The following is a 16,201-nucleotide window of genomic DNA, read 5'->3' on the forward strand; positions in this document are numbered from 1 at the left end:
GACTGATTCACTTTAAGGAAAACCTCGATGTCTCTCGCTTCCTCCCAGCGCCTGCCCGCCACCCTGGCGCCTGCTGTCGGCCTGATGTTCGGTGCCTGCCTGCCGGCGGCGCATGCCGACGAGCAGGTACTGAACCTGCCGGCCACCAACGTCACCGGCAAGCAATCGGCCTACAAGGTCGATGAAGTCACCTCCAGCAAGATCACCACGCCGCTGCTGGATGCGCCGCAAAGCATCACCGTGGTGCCCAAGGCGGTGCTGGAGGAACAGAACGCCCAGAGCCTGCAGGACGTCCTGCGCAATGTGCCGGGCATCACCTTCATGTCCGGTGAGGGTAACCTGGGCTGGGGCGACCTGTTCTCGATCCGTGGCTTCGCCGCGGAGCAGAGCCTGACCGTAGACGGCGTGCGCGATGCCGGCATGTCCAGTCGCAACGACACCTTCAACCTGGAGCAGGCGGAAGTGTTCAAGGGCACCGGCTCCGTGGAGTCCGGCGTCTCGGCGGTGGGCGGCAGCGTCAACCTGGTCAGCAAGCGCGCCCACCTCGGCGACTCCGGCAAGCTCTCCGCCGGGATCGGCACCGACAACTACAAGCGCCTGACCGCCGACGTCAACCGCCAGCTCAACGAGACCACGGCGGTGCGGGTCAACCTGATGAAGCACTACAACGCGGTGTCCGAGCGCGACGAGGTGGACTACGACCGCTGGGGCTTTGCGACTTCCGTGGGCTTCGGCCTGGGTACCGACACCCGGGTCTGGCTGGATGCCTTCTACCAGAAGGACAAGAACACTCCGGACGGCGGCGTGCCGATCCAGCGTGGTACCGATGGCAAGCGCATGCCCGGAGTATCCCGCGATGCCTGGTACGGCGATTCGGACCTGTACACCCAGCGCACCGAAACCCGCTCCCTGACCGGCTTGATCGAACACGACTTCAACGATGACGTGACCCTGCGCAACCAGCTGCGCTGGCAGCAGACCGACAACTGGGCGGTGCTGTCGCCGGCGCGCTTCATTTCGGCCAATGCCGACGGCAGCCGGACTTGTACCGGCACCCGTTGCGCCAGCCTCGGCTATGTCGGCCTTGGCCCGCTGAGCTCGATCAACGGCATCAACGCCTACACCCAGTACGCCAACAGCAACGGTACCGGCTACGCCATCCTGCGCGGCAGCGACTTCGGCCTGTCCAAGCGCTACGAGATCTTCGACAACCAGACCGACCTGCGCTTCAAGCTCGATACCGGCGGCATCCACCATGACGCGGTAACCGGCATCGAGCTGTACCGCGAGTCCTACGGCGGCCTGCACAAGACCATGGAAGTGCCGGACGGCTCGATGTTCTTCGACCTGTCCGACCCAGCCCATCACTTCGCGTCCACCTACACCGACAAGGGCTACGGCGACCCACGCAGCGTGGTGAAGAACGCCGCGGTCTACGCCTCCGACACCCTGACCCTGGACCCGCAATGGCAACTGCTGCTGGCCCTGCGATACGACAGCTGGGAAGCCCAGAGCCAGCGCTCCACCGGCAACAGCAGCAGCCGCGACGACGCCATCGGCGGCCGCGTCGGCCTGGTCTACAAGCCACTGCCCAACGGCAGCATCTATACCTCCTACAGCGAGGCGGCGCAGCCATCGGCGATCGGTGCCACCACCAACAACCAGATCTACGGCGCGGCCAGCACCGAGGACTACAAGCCGGCCAAGTCCAAGACCTACGAGATCGGTACCAAGTGGGAGCTATTCGATGACAGCCTGAACCTGAATGCCGCGATCTTCCGTACCGAACTGGAAGACAGCTGGGAATACAGCGAAGGCGAAACTTCCCCGGTGCGCGCATTGCCGGCCAAGCGCGTCGATGGTGTGGAACTGGGCCTGCAGGGCGATATCACCGAGCGCTGGTCGGCCTACGCTGGCTTCTCGGCCATGAAAAGCCGCCAGACCAAGGGCGCCAACAAGGGCGAGGAAGCCAAGAACGTTCCCGACCTGACCGCCAACCTGTGGACCAGCTATCAGCTCACCGACAAGCTCGGCCTGAGCTACGGTGCCGACTACGTAGGCCGTCGTCGCTACAGCGACAACAAGTACGTCGGCGGCCTGAACAACAACAGCAGCTACGCCAACGGCCCGTCGGGTGTGTACACGATCTACACCCGTGACCACGAGAAGGCTCCGTCCTACTGGCTGCACAGCGTGGCCGCCCGTTACAAGGTGGACAGCCAGACCACGGTCAACCTCAACGTCAGCAACCTGTTCAACACGTTCTACTACAGCCGCGTCGGCGCCTCGCTCGACGGCTTCCAGCTGTACGGCGTGCCGGGTGCCGGCCGGACCCTGACCGCCAGCGTGGACTACAGCTTCTGATGCTGATCGAAATCGACCGGCTGTTCAGCGCCACCGAGCTGGACGACCTGCGCCAACAGCTGTTGGCGCAACCCTGGATCGACGGCAAGGCCACCGCTGGCGTGCAATCGGCCCAGGCCAAGCGCAATCGCCAGCTGGACGAGGACAACCCGGTTGCCCGGCAACTGGGGGACCTGATCCTGCGGCGCCTGTCGGACAACCCGCTGTTCATGTCGGCGGCGTTGCCCAAGCGCATCTATCCGCCCTTGTTCAATCGCTATGGCGGCGGTGAAGGCTTCGGCTTCCACGTCGACAACGCCATTCGCGGGATCAAGGGCGTGCGTGAGCGGGTGCGTACCGATCTGTCGGCGACCCTGTTCCTGGCCGAGCCGGACAGCTACGACGGCGGTGAACTGGTGATCCGCGACACCTTCGGCGAGCGCAGCGTCAAGCTGCCGGTCGGGCACCTGGTGCTGTATCCGGGCAGCAGTCTGCACCGGGTCGAGCCGGTGACACGGGGCGAGCGGATTGCCGCGTTCTTCTGGATCGAAAGTCTGGTGCGCGAGGACAGCCAGCGCAGCCTGCTGCTGGACATGGACGTGGCGATCCAGCGCCTGACCGGGCAGGGCGCCGACCAGGGCTCGCTGCTCGAACTGACTGGCGTCTACCACAACCTGCTGCGGCGCTGGGGCGATACCTGAACACGCCGCCACCCCCTGTAGGAGCTGGCTTGCCTGCGATGGACCGCGAAGCGGTCCCAAAACCTGCCACGCCGTGTATCTGGATGACTTCAATATCGAGCAAGGCGCCGGCTCGTGCTGGATGGTTTTGGGACCGCCTTGCGGTCCATCGCAGGCAAGCCAGCTCCTACAGGGGGTGGCGTTAACCTGGCGAATTTTGTTTTTACTGAGGAGGCTTTACGTGATCCGACTTCTATCCTGCATGCTCCTGCTCCTCGGCCTGTCCCAGGCCGCCTGTGCCGTCGAAGTCACCGACGTGCTCGGGCGCAAGGTCCAGGTCGAGCATGCCCCGCAACGCATCGTCCTCGGCGAGGGCCGGCTGTTCTTCGCCCTGGCCTTGCTCGACCGGGAAAACCCGTTCCAGCGCGTGGTCGGCTGGCAGAACGATATGCGCCTGCTCGACCCGCACACCTACGAGGTCTACGCCAGGCTGTACCCGCAGATCACCAAGCTGCCTTTGATCGGCCAGGCCTCTGAACAGAGCGTCAGCGCCGAACAGATCCTGGCCCTGAAACCCGACCTGGCGATCTTCAGCATCGCCGGCGAAGGTCCGACCCAGCACAGCCCGGTGGCTGACCTGCTGGAAAAGGCCGGGATCCCGGTGCTGTTCATCGATTTCCGCGTGCACCCGATCCGCAATACCCGGGTCAGCCTGGAAGCCCTCGGCACCTTGCTCGGCCGCGAGCCGCAGGCCCGGGAATACCTGAGCCTGTACGACCGCCATCTGGCCAGGATCACCGAGCGCGTGGCGAGCTTCAAGGACGTGCAACGGCCCAAGGTTTTCCTCGAACTGCTGCCGGGTGTCTGGCAGGCACCGGGGCATACCACCGGCAAGAGCGGCCTGGGCAGCGTGGTCGAGGCCGTCGGCGGGCATAACATCGCTGCCGACGTGATTCCCGGCGCGCTCGGGGATGTCAGCGTCGAGTACGTGCTCAAGGCCGACCCGGACGTGTATATCGCCACCGGCAACCGCGCGCCGGGTGTATTGCTCGGTGCAGGCGTGAGCGAGCAGACCGCCCGCGACAGCCTGGCGAAGATCACCGCGCGCCCCGAGTTCGCCCCATTGCGGCCGATCCAGGCCGGCCAGGCCCATGGCCTGTGGCATGACTTCTACAACTCGCCGTTCAACATCCTCGCCGTGGAAGCCATGGCGCGCTGGATCCATCCGCAACAGTTCGCCGACCTGGACCCCAGGGCGACCATGGCTGAAATCAATGGACTGCTGAAGGTCGGCCTGGATGGCCAGTACTGGATCGACGCCAAGTGACCGCCATGACCCAGGCGGGTGTGGCCCTGGCCACCCAGCGCTACCGCCGCCTGCTGTGGCGACGGGCCTGGCTGGTAATCGGCCTGGCCGGTCTGCTGACCCTGTCGGTGCTCGGTGACCTGGCCAGTGGCGCCTCGGGCATGGGCCTGGGGCGCCTGCTCGAAGGCCTCTTCGACCCGGCGCTGCTCAGTGCCACCGACCGGGTGATCATCTGGAACGTGCGCCTGCCGTATTCGCTGATGGCGGTGTTGGTGGGCGCGGCGCTGGCCCTGGCCGGGGCCGAGATGCAGGCGATCCTCGATAATCCGCTGGCCAGCCCGTTCACCCTGGGCGTGTCGTCGGCCGCCGCACTGGGTGCGTCGCTGGCGATCGCCTACCCGCTGAGCATCGCCTGGCTCCAGCCGAGCGTGCAGGTGACGGTAATGGCCTTCGTCTTCGCCTGCCTTTCCGTGGTGTTGCTGCAGGCCATGGCCCGTTTGCGCGGGGCCGGGGTGGAGAGCCTGGTGCTGTTCGGCATCGCCCTGGTGTTCAGCTGCAATGCGCTGGTTTCGCTGCTGCAACTGCTGGCGACCGAAGATGTGCTGCAACAACTGGTGTTCTGGACCTTGGGCAGCCTGGCCCGGGCCGACTGGCAGAAACTGGGCATCCTGGCCCTGGTGCTGGCCGTGCTGCTGCCGTTTTCCCTGCGCGCCGCGCCGGCCCTGACCCTGCTGCGCATGGGCGAGGACCGGGCGCGCAGTTTCGGCGTGGATACCAAGCGTTTGCGTATCGCCTCGCTACTGCGCATCAGCCTGCTCTCGGCCACGGCCGTGGCTTTTGTCGGCACCATCGGTTTCATCGGCCTGGTCGGGCCGCATATCGCCCGCCTGCTGGTGGGTGAAGACCAGCGCTTCCTGCTGCCGGCCAGTGCCCTGGTCGGAGCCTTGCTGCTGTCGCTGTCGTCCATCGCCAGCAAGCTGATCCTGCCCGGGGTCATCGTGCCGGTGGGCATCGTCACCGCATTGGTCGGCGTACCGGTGTTCGTGGTCCTGGTATTCCGTCGGGGGAGAAAACTGTGAGCCTGTCGATCGATGCAGTGTCCGTGGCCTATGGCGCCCGTTCGATCATCCGCGATCTCAGCCTGCCGGACCTGCCGTCAGGTAGCCTGGTGGCGCTGGTCGGGCCCAATGGCGCGGGCAAGTCCACCTTGCTTCGGGCCCTCGCCGGGCTGGAGCGGATGAAGGGACGGGTGAGCCTGGATGGCGAGGATGTGGCGCGGCTGAGTTTCGCCGAGCGTTCCCGGCGCCTGGCCTACATGCCCCAGCAACTGCCGCCGGGGATTGCCCTTGGAGTGCTGGAAAGTATCGTCGCGGCGTTGCGCGTCAGTGGTGGCGAGGACCTGCTCGGGACTGCCTATGACGCCTTGCAGCGGCTGGGGATCGAGCATCTGGCGGAGTATCCGCTGGACAGCCTGTCCGGCGGGCAACGGCAACTGGTGGCGCTGGCCCAGTTGCTGGCGCGCAACCCCCGGGTGCTGTTGCTGGACGAGCCGACCAGTGCGCTGGATCTGCATTACCAGCTAAGGGTGATGGATGCGGTGCGCGAGCGGGTGGTCGCGCACCAGCTGTTGGCGGTGGCCGTGCTGCATGACATCAACCTGGCCGCCAGTCATGCCGACTGGCTGGTGGTGTTGCACCAGGGGCAGGTGGTGGCCAGCGGGACGCCGGAACAGGTGCTGGAGCCTGGGTTGCTGGCCAAGGTGTATGGGGTGGAGGCAAGGGTCGAACGGTGCTCCCGGGATCGCTTGCAGGTGTTGGTGGACCGGGCACTGGCGGTGGGCTGAGGTTTTTGTAGCGTTCTTCATGGCGCTATCGCTGGCAAGCCAGCTCCCACAGGGTTTTGTGTCGGTCACAGTATTTGCGGCCGACGCGGTCATTGTGGGAGCTGGCTTGCCAGCGACGAGGCCATCAGCCTCTACACGCATTCACCGCCGGAACCCGCCCAACCCAAGGCTGCACCCGCTCCAACTGTGCAGCCAGCCCCAGCAACGTCCCTTCCTCGGCAAAGCGCCCGGCGAAATGCGCCCCGATCGGCAGCCCCTGCGGCGTCCAGTACAGCGGCACCGACATCGCCGGCTGCCCGCTGGCATTGAACAGCGCGGTAAACGGCGAATAGCTGTGGAAGTCTTCGATCACTGCGGCCAGGTCCAGCGTGTCATCGAACCGGTCCAGGCTGCCGATCAGCGGCGGCTCGCGGGTAAGCGTCGGCGTCAGGATGAGGTCGTAGTCCTGCAGAAAACCGGCAAGCTGCCGCCCTAACGCATGAATTCCCGCCACCGCCGCCGAATACTGCGCACCGCTGATCCCGCCTTTTTCCCGCAGGATGATCCGGGTGCGAGGCTCCAGTTCTTCCAATGTCACGGGCCGACCGCGCATCTCACCGAGCAGATCGACGTAACTACGAGTGCTGGCCCCGATTACATCGAACACCTGGTCGAGAAACGCCAGGGGCTGCACCGGCAAGTGCGCCGGCTCGACCCGGTGCCCGAGCGATTCGCACAAGCGCGCCGCATGCCGCACCGCCGCCACGGCTTCGGGACTGCTGGTCCAGGGCGCCAGGTGCTCGACCAGGGCAATGCGCAACGGCCGGAAGGGCTGGTGCAGGGTGTCGACGAAGGGCATGTCCTGCCAGGGCGCGGCATAAGGGGCGCCGAGGTCGGCACCGGCGGTGATATCCAGCAGCGCGGCGCTGTCGCGCACCGACAGGGTAATCGCGTGAGGCGTGCCCATCCCGGCCCAGCCTTCACCGACCAAGGGGCCGCAAGGCATGCGCCCGCGACTGGGCTTGAGGCCGAACACGCCACAGCAGGAGGCTGGCACGCGCAATGAGCCGCCGCCGTCGTTGCCATGGGCGAAAGGCACCACCCGCGCCGCCACCAGGGCCGCCGCGCCGCCACTGGACCCTCCGGCGCTACGCCGGGTATCCCACGGGTTGCGGGTAGCGCCGAAACGGGTCGATTCGGTGGTGTAGGACGTGCCGAACTCCGGTGAAGTGCTGGTCCCGATAAACTGGCAACCGGCCTCGCGCAGGCGCCCAACCAGCGCGTCGTCGAGGCCCGGGCGCGCTTCGCCCAGGGCCAGGGAGCCGTTGCTCATCCGCGCTTCACGCAAGGGCGAGAACAGGTCCTTGACCAGGGTTGGCACGCCGGAGAAGGCTCCGTCCACCGGGACCGCGCTACGGGCGCTGTCATAGAGCTTTTCGGCAACGGCATTGAGGTGCGGTTCGACCTGTTCAAGGCGGGCAATGGCAGCTTCCAGCAGTTCTTCACGGCTGATCTCGCGGTCGTGGATCAAACCGGCCAGGCCGGTGGCGTCGTGTTGGTCCATCAGGGCTTGAATGTCGTGCATGGTGATTTCCGGATCATTGGGCAGTGGAGGAAGCGCTTGGGCGGATCAGCGTGGCGCCGAGGCCCCAGGCGAAGGCCCCGGCAAGGCTGGCGAAGGCCAGCCAGTGGATGGCACCGCGCAGGTCGGCACCCAGGGCCATGACCAGCAGCGGGCTGGCGAACTGGCCCAGGTACAGGCAGGCAGTGAAGCCGCCAAGGCCGCGCCCCCGGGCCCGGGCGCTCAGGGCGTTCATCACCGGGGCCATGGCATTGGGCACCAGCAGGCCGGCGCCGACCCCGTGGATCAGCACCGCCCAAAGCACATCGGCGTAGCTGCGTGCGGCGCCCAGCCACCACAGGCCGGCAGCCAGCAAGGCGAGCAGCAGCGCATTGCCGCCACGAATCCCCAGGTAGGTGCGCACCAGCGGCCACAGCAGTGATCCGGCGAGACTGGCCAGCAGTCCCAGCCCGGCAGCAAGGCCGATCAGGGTGCTGGAGGTGATGCCGATGCTCACCAGCAGGGCCGGCGCCTGCACCGGGACGATGAAGTTGAGCAGCATGCCGACGAAGATCAGCAGGTAACCCAGGGCCACGGTGGGTATGGCGCTGTGTGACTGATCGTCCTGCCCGCTGTGCACCTGTCGCTGCGGTTCCCATAACCAGCGCAGCATCGCCGGCACCAGCAGCAGCGGCAGCAGATAGAGATAAAAGGGCGCGCGCCAGCCATGCTCGCCCGCCATACCGCCGATCACGAAGAACAGCGCGCCGACCAGGCCGATGCTGATCACCTGGTAATTGATCAGGCGCAGGCGTTGTTCGCCCTGCCAGTAATCGGCGATCAGGGTGGCGCAGCAGGTCATGATCGCCGCCTCGGCGCAGCCGAACAGCAGGCGGCTGATGACGATGGATGGCAGGTCGTGGAGTAACGCCGGCAACACGCCGAGCAGCGCATAGAGCAGGGTGGCGATGATCAGCAGGGCCTTGCGCCCGACCCGGTCGGCGAACCAGCCGGCCAGCGGCGCACAAAGGGCAATGGCCAGGGCCGGGCCGGTGACGGCCAGGGGAATCAGCGCGTCGGCATGGGGGGTGACCGGGCCGAATTCGGCCGCCAGCCGCGGCAGGATCGGCGCGACCATCACCGCGCCCATGATGGTCAGGCTGCTGCCCAGGACCAGGACGGCGCCTTCGCGGCCGACACGAGGAGTGTGTGGGTGCATGTCCGGCTCCTCAGAAACTGTGGGCGAAGCGCAGGGCGACGGTGTAGCCCTCGGCGCGGTTGACCGCGTCGAACTCCTTGTAGGCATGCAGCCAGACTGGTGGCATCCCCGGCTTGAACCAGCTGATCGCCGGGCCCACGGCCAGGACCCGGGCGCGGTTGCCATCGGTGAGGTTCGGGCCGTCGTCATCGCTCAGCTGGCGGTAGTAGTAGCCGCCCAGGCCGACCGTCCATGGCCCGAAATGCTGGCCGACGGCGAACTCATGGCGGTACTCGACGCCGTTGCGGTAGTCCGTGGCGTGGTTGCGGGTGTTGACGTCCACTTCGAAGCTCGACGACAGCTCCAGGCCGCTCGGGCTGATCCAGGTGGCGTTGAGGATCGGCGAGAAGGTCCAGTGATTGAGGCCCGGCGAGACCAGGCGGTCCTTGTCGTAGTCGCCGGTCGGCGCCTGGATCTGCAATTGGGTGTTGATGCCAAGGTTGGGCGCCGGGGTCCATTGCAGGATCAGCGGGATCACCTGGGCATCGGCCTGGCGAAATACCCGGGCATCCCGGGAAATCGTGCCGAAGGGCGTCGGTACGTCCAGCGAGGCGCGCATGCTGAAGAACGGCAGCACGGCGGCGTAGCCGTAACGGGCGCCGAACAGTTCATGCTCGGTCATGCGTCCGTAGAAGGCGCCGATCGACAGCACGTCGATGGAAAAGTCCACCGGGGCCTTGTGGCCGTCGCCATCCATCAGGCGATTGGCGGAATAAAAGGCGGTGCGCAGGCCGAAAGTGCCGGTCGGGGTGGGGGGGGGGGTGAACCCGGCGCCGAAATCGTAGACCCCGTTGGGTGTGGTGGGCGAGCCGTTTTCCACGGCCATGGCGCTGCTGCTGAGGCACAGCGCGAGCAGCGCTGCCATTGGTTTGCTGGACATGGTGTTCCCCGGTATTGGCGTTGTTGTGCCTCGATCCTGGGGCCGGGGACCCGCGACGGGTTATCCGGAATCGGCACAACCCAGGCTGCGCCGGCGGGTTTGCGAAGGCAGTTCGCCGAACAGCTGGCGGTAATCATTGGCAAAGCGGCTCAGGTGCCAGAAACCCCAGTGAGCGGCGATGTCCTGTACCGGTGCGGGTTGCTCGTCGAGCAGGGCGCGGTGCACGGCATTGAGGCGCACCGCGCGCAAATAGGCGAGGGGGTTGATGCCCAGGGTTTCCTGGAAGCAGTACTGCAACTTGCGCCGGCTGGCACCGATGCGGTTGCACAGCTCGACGATGGACGGCGGGTTGTCCGGGCTGGCCAGCACCACCTCACGGGCGCGGTCGACCATGCGCTTGCGGGCGCTGGGGGCGAGGGGCTGGACATCGTCCTGGTCCACCAGGTCGAGCAGGTGCATCAGCACGGTATCGCGGATGCCGTCGCGGATGGCCTGGTGTCCCAGAAGGGGCGCCTGCAGGCCGTTTTCGGCGAACAGGCCGTGGAACAGCTCGATCAGCCCGGTCTGGCTGCCGCCGGCTTGCAAGCGGTAACAGCGGGGCAGGGCATCGAAGTCGAAGCTGTGCTTTTGCTGGTGCAGGGTCTGTTCCAGCAGGGTTTCGTCGATGCTGACGCTGAGCAGGTCGAGGCCGGCGGGGGCGCGCAGTTCAGGCAGGTTCTGTCCGCGCGCCACCAGCAGGTTCTGGCCGTTGATGGCATGGCCGGCGCAGTGGAAGTCGCCCGGATGGGCTTCGAGGGGCATGCTGAAGCTGATCGCGCCGGGCCAGGTCGAGCCGTTCTTGACCATGGCCTGGTTGGCCCGGTCGCGGACCAGTTGCATGCCGTCCAGGCGCAGTTCGCTCAGTTGCCCGGCGAAGCGCCCGGGCGTGAGCTGGTCATAGCGCAACTGCCAGCCGGCCAGGCGCTCGGCGTGTTCCTCGATATCCAGGGTCTGGTGGTGGTGCAGGACGCTGCTGGGCATTTCGGTAACCGTTTTGCGGGAAAGTGCTGACGAAGCAAGTTTTGCTCCGTAGCGGGTTGCAAAGCGGATGGTTTGCCGAAATCGGATAGTGAGTGCACTGAGAACCCTGTGGGAGCTGGCTTGCCAGCGATTTGGCCGGCATTGACGAAGATGTTGTCGGGGCTGGCCTCATCGCTGGCAAGCCAGCTCCCACAGGGTTGGATGTCAACCTTTAGACCTTGAACTGCGCCACCATTCCGTTCAGTTCAACCGCCAGCCGCGACAGATCCTGCGCCGCCGCGCTGGTCTGGTTGGCACCCGCCGAGGTCTGCATCGACAGGTCACGGATATTCACCAGGTTGCGGTCCACTTCCCGGGCCACCTGGGCCTGCTCCTCGGAAGCGCTGGCGATCACCAGGTTGCGCTGGTTGATCGAGGCGATGGCTTCGGCGATCAGTTCCAGCGCTTCACCGGCCGCCTGGGCGATATCCAGGGTGCCGGTAGCGCGACCCTGGCTGCTGTGCATCGCGCCGACCGCACGCTCGGTACCCGTCTGGATCTCGGCGATCATCTGTTCGATCTCGCCGGTGGACTGCTGGGTGCGATGGGCGAGGGCGCGGACTTCGTCGGCAACCACGGCAAAACCACGCCCGGCTTCACCGGCCCGCGCCGCTTCGATGGCCGCATTGAGGGCCAGCAGGTTGGTCTGCCCGGCAATCGAGCCGATCACGTCCAGCACCCGGCTGATTTCATTGGCACTGGCCGCCAGTTGCTCGATATCCCCGGCCGTGCTGGTCACTTCGCTGACCAGCGCCTGGATCGATTGCAGCGCCTGGTTGACCTGGTCGCGGCCATCGCGAGTGGTCTGGTCGGCGCCCTTGGAGGCGTCGGCCGTGCTGACTGCGTTGTTCGCCACTTCTTCCACGGCCGCAGTCATCTGGTTGACCGCCGTGGCCGCCTGCTCGATTTCCGCGCTCTGCTGGTGCAGGCCGCGGCTGGTGTCTTCAGTGACCGAGTGCAGTTCTTCCGAGGCCGAGGCCAGTTGGTCGGACGACGCGCTGATGCGCGCCAGGGTCGAGCGCAGGCTGTCCTGCATGCGTTTCAGGGCAGTCAGCAGCAGGGCGGGTTCGTCCTGGCCTTCGATGCGGATGTCCTTGGTCAGGTCGCCAGTCGCGACGCGCTCGGCCACCGCCACGGCGTCGGCCAGGGGCACGACGATGCTGCGGGTGAGCACGGTGGCGATGATCACCAGCGCGAGCATGATCACCACCAGGGCGATGGTGATCAGCAGGAAGGATTCGGCCGAGGCGTCGGCACTGCGCTGGGCAGCCTGCTCGGCGCCGTCGACGTTGTAGGTGACCAGGTTGCGCAAGGCGCTCTGCATGGCGTCGGTGGCGTCATTCAGCGGGCCGTTGACCAGTTGCCGGGCGTTGTCCAGGCGGTTGTTGAGCACCGCATCGGTGACCTCGGCCTGGATGCCGGCATAGCGATCGCGGGCACTGGCGAAGGCGTTGAACATCTCCCGGTCCTTGGCTTCGAAAATGGTCTTCTCGTATTCATCCAGCGGCTGCTGGATGCCCTGCATCACTTGCTCGGCACGCTTGAGGGTGGCTGCCCGGGCCTCCGGTTGGTCTTCGAGCAGGCTGCGCAGGATGATGGCGCGGACCCGGTTCAGATCGGTGCCGACCTGTCCCATGGTCACCACCGACGGCAGCCAGGTGACGCGGATCTCCGACGAGGCCTTGTCCATCTGTCGGGTCTCGTACAACGAAACCAGGCCGAGAGCCAGAACCAGTAGGCCGAGCACGGTGAACATGCTGGCGGCCCGTTTGCCGATTTTCATTTGCCTGAACTGCATGGGTACTCCTTGGGAAAAATCTGGCAGTCATCGAGCGACTACCCGGTCACGCAACGTCGCAGCTCCGGGTTGAAACCGGATAACCGATGCGTTGGCGCCTCTCTTCGATGATGTCAGTTAGACATCGTTCCCCAAGGGTACCCGGTATTGATGAATAGATGTTTCAAATGAGTGATTCGATTCAGCCCCTTACGCCAGAGCCCTAGAGGAAATCCCTAGGGCATGTCGGCGAGGCTCAGGCCAGGCGTTCGAAACGGTAGGGCGCCGGGTCGATGATCGGGGTATCCCCGGACACCAGGTCGGCGGCCAGATGACCCGCCGCCGGCGACGTACCGAAGCCGTGGCCGGAAAAGCCGGTGGCCAGGGTCAGCCCTGGAATGGCTGCGACCCTGCCGATCACCGGGTTCGAATCCGGCGTGACATCGATGGTTCCGGCCCAGGCCTGGGCGATTCGCGCCTGTTCGAATACCGGCCAGGCGGCGCGCAGGTTGCGCAGGGCGTCGTCATTGAGGGTCTGGTTGGCCGCCGGGTCCTGCACCCGGACCTTTTCGAACGGACTGACTGCGCCGGCTTTCCAGCGCCGGGCCAATGACAGGTCGTCGAGGAAGTACTTGCCCAGGGAGATCTTCAGGAAATCGCGCTGGGCCTTGAGTTGCGGCAGGTAGCGCCGGCCCAGCAGCAGGTGATCGAGGGTCAGGAAAGCGTCCAGCTTGCCGCGCTGGGTGATGATGAACCCGCCGTCCTTGTGCTTGCGGAAGGAGAAGTCCGGCGCGCCGACGGCGATCTCGGTCGGGCCTTCCATGGGTTCGGTCCGCAGCACCGAGCAGGTCAGCGGCAGGGTCGGCAGGTCGACGCCGTGGTTGCCGAGGAAACGCCGCGACCACAGGCCGCCGGCCAGCAGCACCTGGTCGCAGCGGATCTCGCCGCGCTCGGTCAGCACGCCGCTGACCTTGCCGGCCGACGTGACCAGAGTGCGTACCGCACAGTTTTCGACGATGACCACGCCCTTGGCCATGGCCGCTTTGGCAATGGCGCTGGAGGCCTGGGTCGGTTCGGCGCGGGCATCGGACTGCGTGAAGATCCCGCCCACCCAGTTGCCCTGGCCGCCGGGCACCTTGGCGGCGATTTCCCGGCTGCTGAGCAGGCGGGTATCGAGGTTTAGGTGCTCGACGCTTTTCAGCCAGTTGGCATGCATGTTCATCTGCGCCTCGTTGCGCGCGATGAACATGATCCCGGCCTGGCGATAACCCACGTCGGCGCCGACCCGTTCCGGCATCTGCGCCCACAGGCGGTCCGCGGCCAGGGCCAGCGGAATGTCGTCGGCGTGACGGCTGGTCTTGCGCACCCAGCCGAGGTTACGCGAGGACTGTTCGCCGGCGATCCGGCCTTTTTCCACGACCACTACCGGGATTCCGCGTTCGGCGAGGGTCAGGGCGGCGGTCAGGCCGATGATGCCGGCGCCGATGATCACCACGCTGGTGGCGGCAGGCAGTTGCGGGCTGGTCTGTACGGGGTCGATGCTGGGCGACATGGGGGAGACTCTTTGAATGAAATTACTGGCCGAGGTTGATGTGCACGACTTCGGCTTTCGACGCGCCGCGATAGGCGGTGACCTCCAGCTCCACCTTGTAGACCGTGGAGCCCAGAGGCGGGCAGGTGGCGGTACAGGCCGGGTCGATACCGCGGAACTTCGTGCCGATGAAGTCCATGACCTTCGCCACATCGGCCGGATCCTGGATGAACACCCGCGAGCAGACCACGTCGGCCAGGGTCGCATCGACCGCCGCCAGGGCCCGCTCGATATTGTTGAAGACCTGCTCGGCCTGCTCGATCACGTCTTCCGGGATCAGCTTGGTGTCCGGGTTGCGCCCGGCGGTGTTCGACACGTAGATCCAGTTGTCGACGGCGACCAGTCGCGAGTAGCTGGCCTTTTCCTCGAAGATGGAGCCGCTTTTCACTTTGGTGATCTGGGTCATGGGGAAACTCCTCGTTGAATGGATAAGGGGGGGAATCAGCGCAGGACCGGCTCGTCCCACAGGTTCAGTTTCACGCCGATGCCCAGCTCCACGGCCTTGCGGTACACCACGGTGCCCCAGGCCAGGTCCTCGACCGGCATGCCGCCGACCGACATCAGGATGATTTCCTCGTCGTTCAGGCGGCCCGGGGCGTCGCCGGCGATGATCTTGCCGATGTCCTCGACCTGTTCGGCCTGCAGCGAACCCTCGGCGATCATGTCCATGAAACGCACGCCCACCAGCGGCACGTAGTTGTGTGCGGGTTTCGGCAGCTCTTCGAACCAGGCCTGGTACAGGCCGGTGTTGTCGACCACCTTGCGGATATCGTCCTGTTCCATGCCCGAGCAGATGCTGCACGGCGCCGGCATGGCCAGGAAGGCGCCCGGCTTGACCCACTCGCGGCGCACCAGCGGGTAGGTGCTCGGGTCGCCGACTTCGCCGGTGCTGCAATAGGTGACCAGGTCGGAGCCGCGTACCACTTCTTCCAGGCTGTCGACGATCCGGATCGTGGTGATCTGCGGGTAGGTCTGCTCGACCCAGGTAATGAAGCTGTCGAGGCTGCGCTGGCCGCGGCCCTTGATCTTGATGGTGTCCACCTGCGGGCAGGCGGCCATGAACGCAGCGACGGTGGTCTTGCCCATCACGCCTGGGCCGAGCAGGCCGATGACTTTCGAATCCTTGCGGGCCAGATGGCGTGCGCCGACCCCCGGGATCGCCCCGGTGCGGTAGGCCGACAGCAGGTTGGCCGACATGTAGGCCAGGGGCGCGCCGCTATCGGCGTCGTTGAGGGTGAACATCAGGATCGAGCGCGGCAGGCCTTTGTCGCGGTTGGCGATATTGGAGCCGTACCACTTGCAGCCGGAGGTGCGGAAATTGCCGCCGAGGTAGGCGGGCATGGCCATCATGCGCCGGTCGGCGGTGGGCTTGGGCATGTCCGGGAACGGCGAGTTCTCCGGGAAGGTGATCATCGCCCCGTGGGAATCGTTGTTCGGCCCGGCCATGCGGTAATCGCCCCGGTACAGCAGCCCGAACATTTCCTCCATGGTGTCCACGCAGGCCGGCATATCGGTGACACCGGCGCGGATCATGTCCTGCTCGGAAAGGTAGATGAAGTCGATTTTGGTAGTCATGGGGTGATCTCGTGGTACGGCGGGTGTTGTTTTGGGTGTCGACGAGGACGGGTGAAGGTCTCGGCAGCGCCGGTTGGCAGCGTGCGGAGCGATGGCGGGGAGTGTTGCTAACGAGCGGTAGGCAAGTCTTGAGTCTGCGTGTCAGCGGGTTTGACTGTGCGTGACATGGGGGAGGTGTGGTGGGGCGGATGGCGTCATCGCTGGCAAGCCAGCTCCCACAGGTTTTTGTGTTGACCGCAGGATCCGTGACCGACGCGGATACTGTGGGAGCTGGCTTGCCAGCGATGACGCCCTGAAAGCCAATACACAATCACCGGTGCTACTCTGCCCACCCAAGCCACCCCCGGAG

The 16,201-nt window shown here is 65.9% G+C and carries 13 protein-coding genes; 5 read left to right on the forward strand and 8 right to left on the reverse strand.

All coding sequences use genetic code 11. The annotated features are described in order from the left end of the window. Window positions 1–27: 27 nt before the first annotated feature. The 5 genes from PSEMO_RS25220 to PSEMO_RS25240 all read left to right on the forward strand — a co-directional run bounded on the left by PSEMO_RS25220 (window position 28) and on the right by PSEMO_RS25240 (window position 6,172). On the forward strand, window positions 28–2,364 hold the full coding sequence (locus tag PSEMO_RS25220; RefSeq protein WP_075805680.1) for a TonB-dependent receptor: 2,337 nt from the start codon (window positions 28–30) through the stop codon (window positions 2,362–2,364). Continuing rightward, the gene (locus tag PSEMO_RS25225) at window positions 2,364–3,044 is read left to right on the forward strand and encodes a Fe2+-dependent dioxygenase (protein ID WP_075805681.1); all 681 of its coding nucleotides are present in this window, start codon (window positions 2,364–2,366) and stop codon (window positions 3,042–3,044) included. Before PSEMO_RS25220 ends, PSEMO_RS25225 begins: the two co-directional genes overlap by 1 nt. Window positions 3,045–3,285: 241 nt before the next feature. Then, complete coding sequence (locus PSEMO_RS25230) at window positions 3,286–4,350, forward strand: ABC transporter substrate-binding protein (RefSeq protein ID WP_075805682.1); 1,065 nt, start codon at window positions 3,286–3,288, stop codon at window positions 4,348–4,350. A 5-nt stretch (window positions 4,351–4,355) separates the two neighbouring features. Further along, a complete protein-coding gene (locus PSEMO_RS25235; protein WP_075805691.1) occupies window positions 4,356–5,408 on the forward strand; it encodes a FecCD family ABC transporter permease in 1,053 nt (350 codons plus the stop codon). Then, a complete protein-coding gene (locus PSEMO_RS25240) occupies window positions 5,405–6,172 on the forward strand; it encodes an ABC transporter ATP-binding protein (protein ID WP_075805683.1) in 768 nt (255 codons plus the stop codon). Before PSEMO_RS25235 ends, PSEMO_RS25240 begins: the two co-directional genes overlap by 4 nt. A 124-nt stretch (window positions 6,173–6,296) precedes the next feature. Here PSEMO_RS25240 and PSEMO_RS25245 read toward each other — a convergent pair whose 3' ends face one another. The 8 genes from PSEMO_RS25245 to PSEMO_RS25280 form a co-directional block, all read right to left on the reverse strand. Further along, the gene (locus PSEMO_RS25245) at window positions 6,297–7,736 is read right to left on the reverse strand and encodes an amidase (RefSeq protein WP_075805684.1); all 1,440 of its coding nucleotides are present in this window, start codon (window positions 7,734–7,736) and stop codon (window positions 6,297–6,299) included. 13 nt (window positions 7,737–7,749) lie between these two features. Next, a complete protein-coding gene (locus tag PSEMO_RS25250) occupies window positions 7,750–8,931 on the reverse strand; it encodes an MFS transporter (protein WP_075805685.1) in 1,182 nt (393 codons plus the stop codon). A 10-nt stretch (window positions 8,932–8,941) separates the two neighbouring features. After that, entirely contained in the window at window positions 8,942–9,850 is a 909-nt protein-coding gene (locus PSEMO_RS25255; RefSeq protein ID WP_256721208.1) for a SphA family protein, read from the reverse strand. A gap of 60 nt (window positions 9,851–9,910) precedes the next feature. Beyond that, window positions 9,911–10,870 carry a helix-turn-helix domain-containing protein gene (locus tag PSEMO_RS25260; protein ID WP_075805686.1) on the reverse strand — a complete coding sequence of 320 codons (960 nt, stop codon included), beginning with the start codon at window positions 10,868–10,870 and terminating at the stop codon, window positions 9,911–9,913. Window positions 10,871–11,081: 211 nt separating this feature from the next. Then, window positions 11,082–12,707 carry a methyl-accepting chemotaxis protein gene (locus tag PSEMO_RS25265; protein ID WP_075805687.1) on the reverse strand — a complete coding sequence of 542 codons (1,626 nt, stop codon included), beginning with the start codon at window positions 12,705–12,707 and terminating at the stop codon, window positions 11,082–11,084. A 235-nt stretch (window positions 12,708–12,942) separates the two neighbouring features. Then, window positions 12,943–14,238, reverse strand: a complete 1,296-nt coding sequence (locus PSEMO_RS25270) for an NAD(P)/FAD-dependent oxidoreductase (protein ID WP_075805688.1) — start codon at window positions 14,236–14,238, stop codon at window positions 12,943–12,945. Between the two features lie 22 nt (window positions 14,239–14,260). Next, entirely contained in the window at window positions 14,261–14,683 is a 423-nt protein-coding gene (locus PSEMO_RS25275) for a RidA family protein (RefSeq protein ID WP_075805689.1), read from the reverse strand. Between the two features lie 35 nt (window positions 14,684–14,718). Continuing rightward, window positions 14,719–15,852: a tyramine oxidase subunit B gene (locus PSEMO_RS25280; protein WP_075805690.1), complete on the reverse strand. Its 1,134-nt coding sequence runs from the start codon at window positions 15,850–15,852 to the stop codon at window positions 14,719–14,721. Window positions 15,853–16,201 lie beyond the last annotated feature (349 nt).

This window comes from Pseudomonas putida (assembly GCF_001941965.1).
GTDB classification, from domain to species: Bacteria; Pseudomonadota; Gammaproteobacteria; order Pseudomonadales; family Pseudomonadaceae; genus Aquipseudomonas; species Aquipseudomonas putida_L.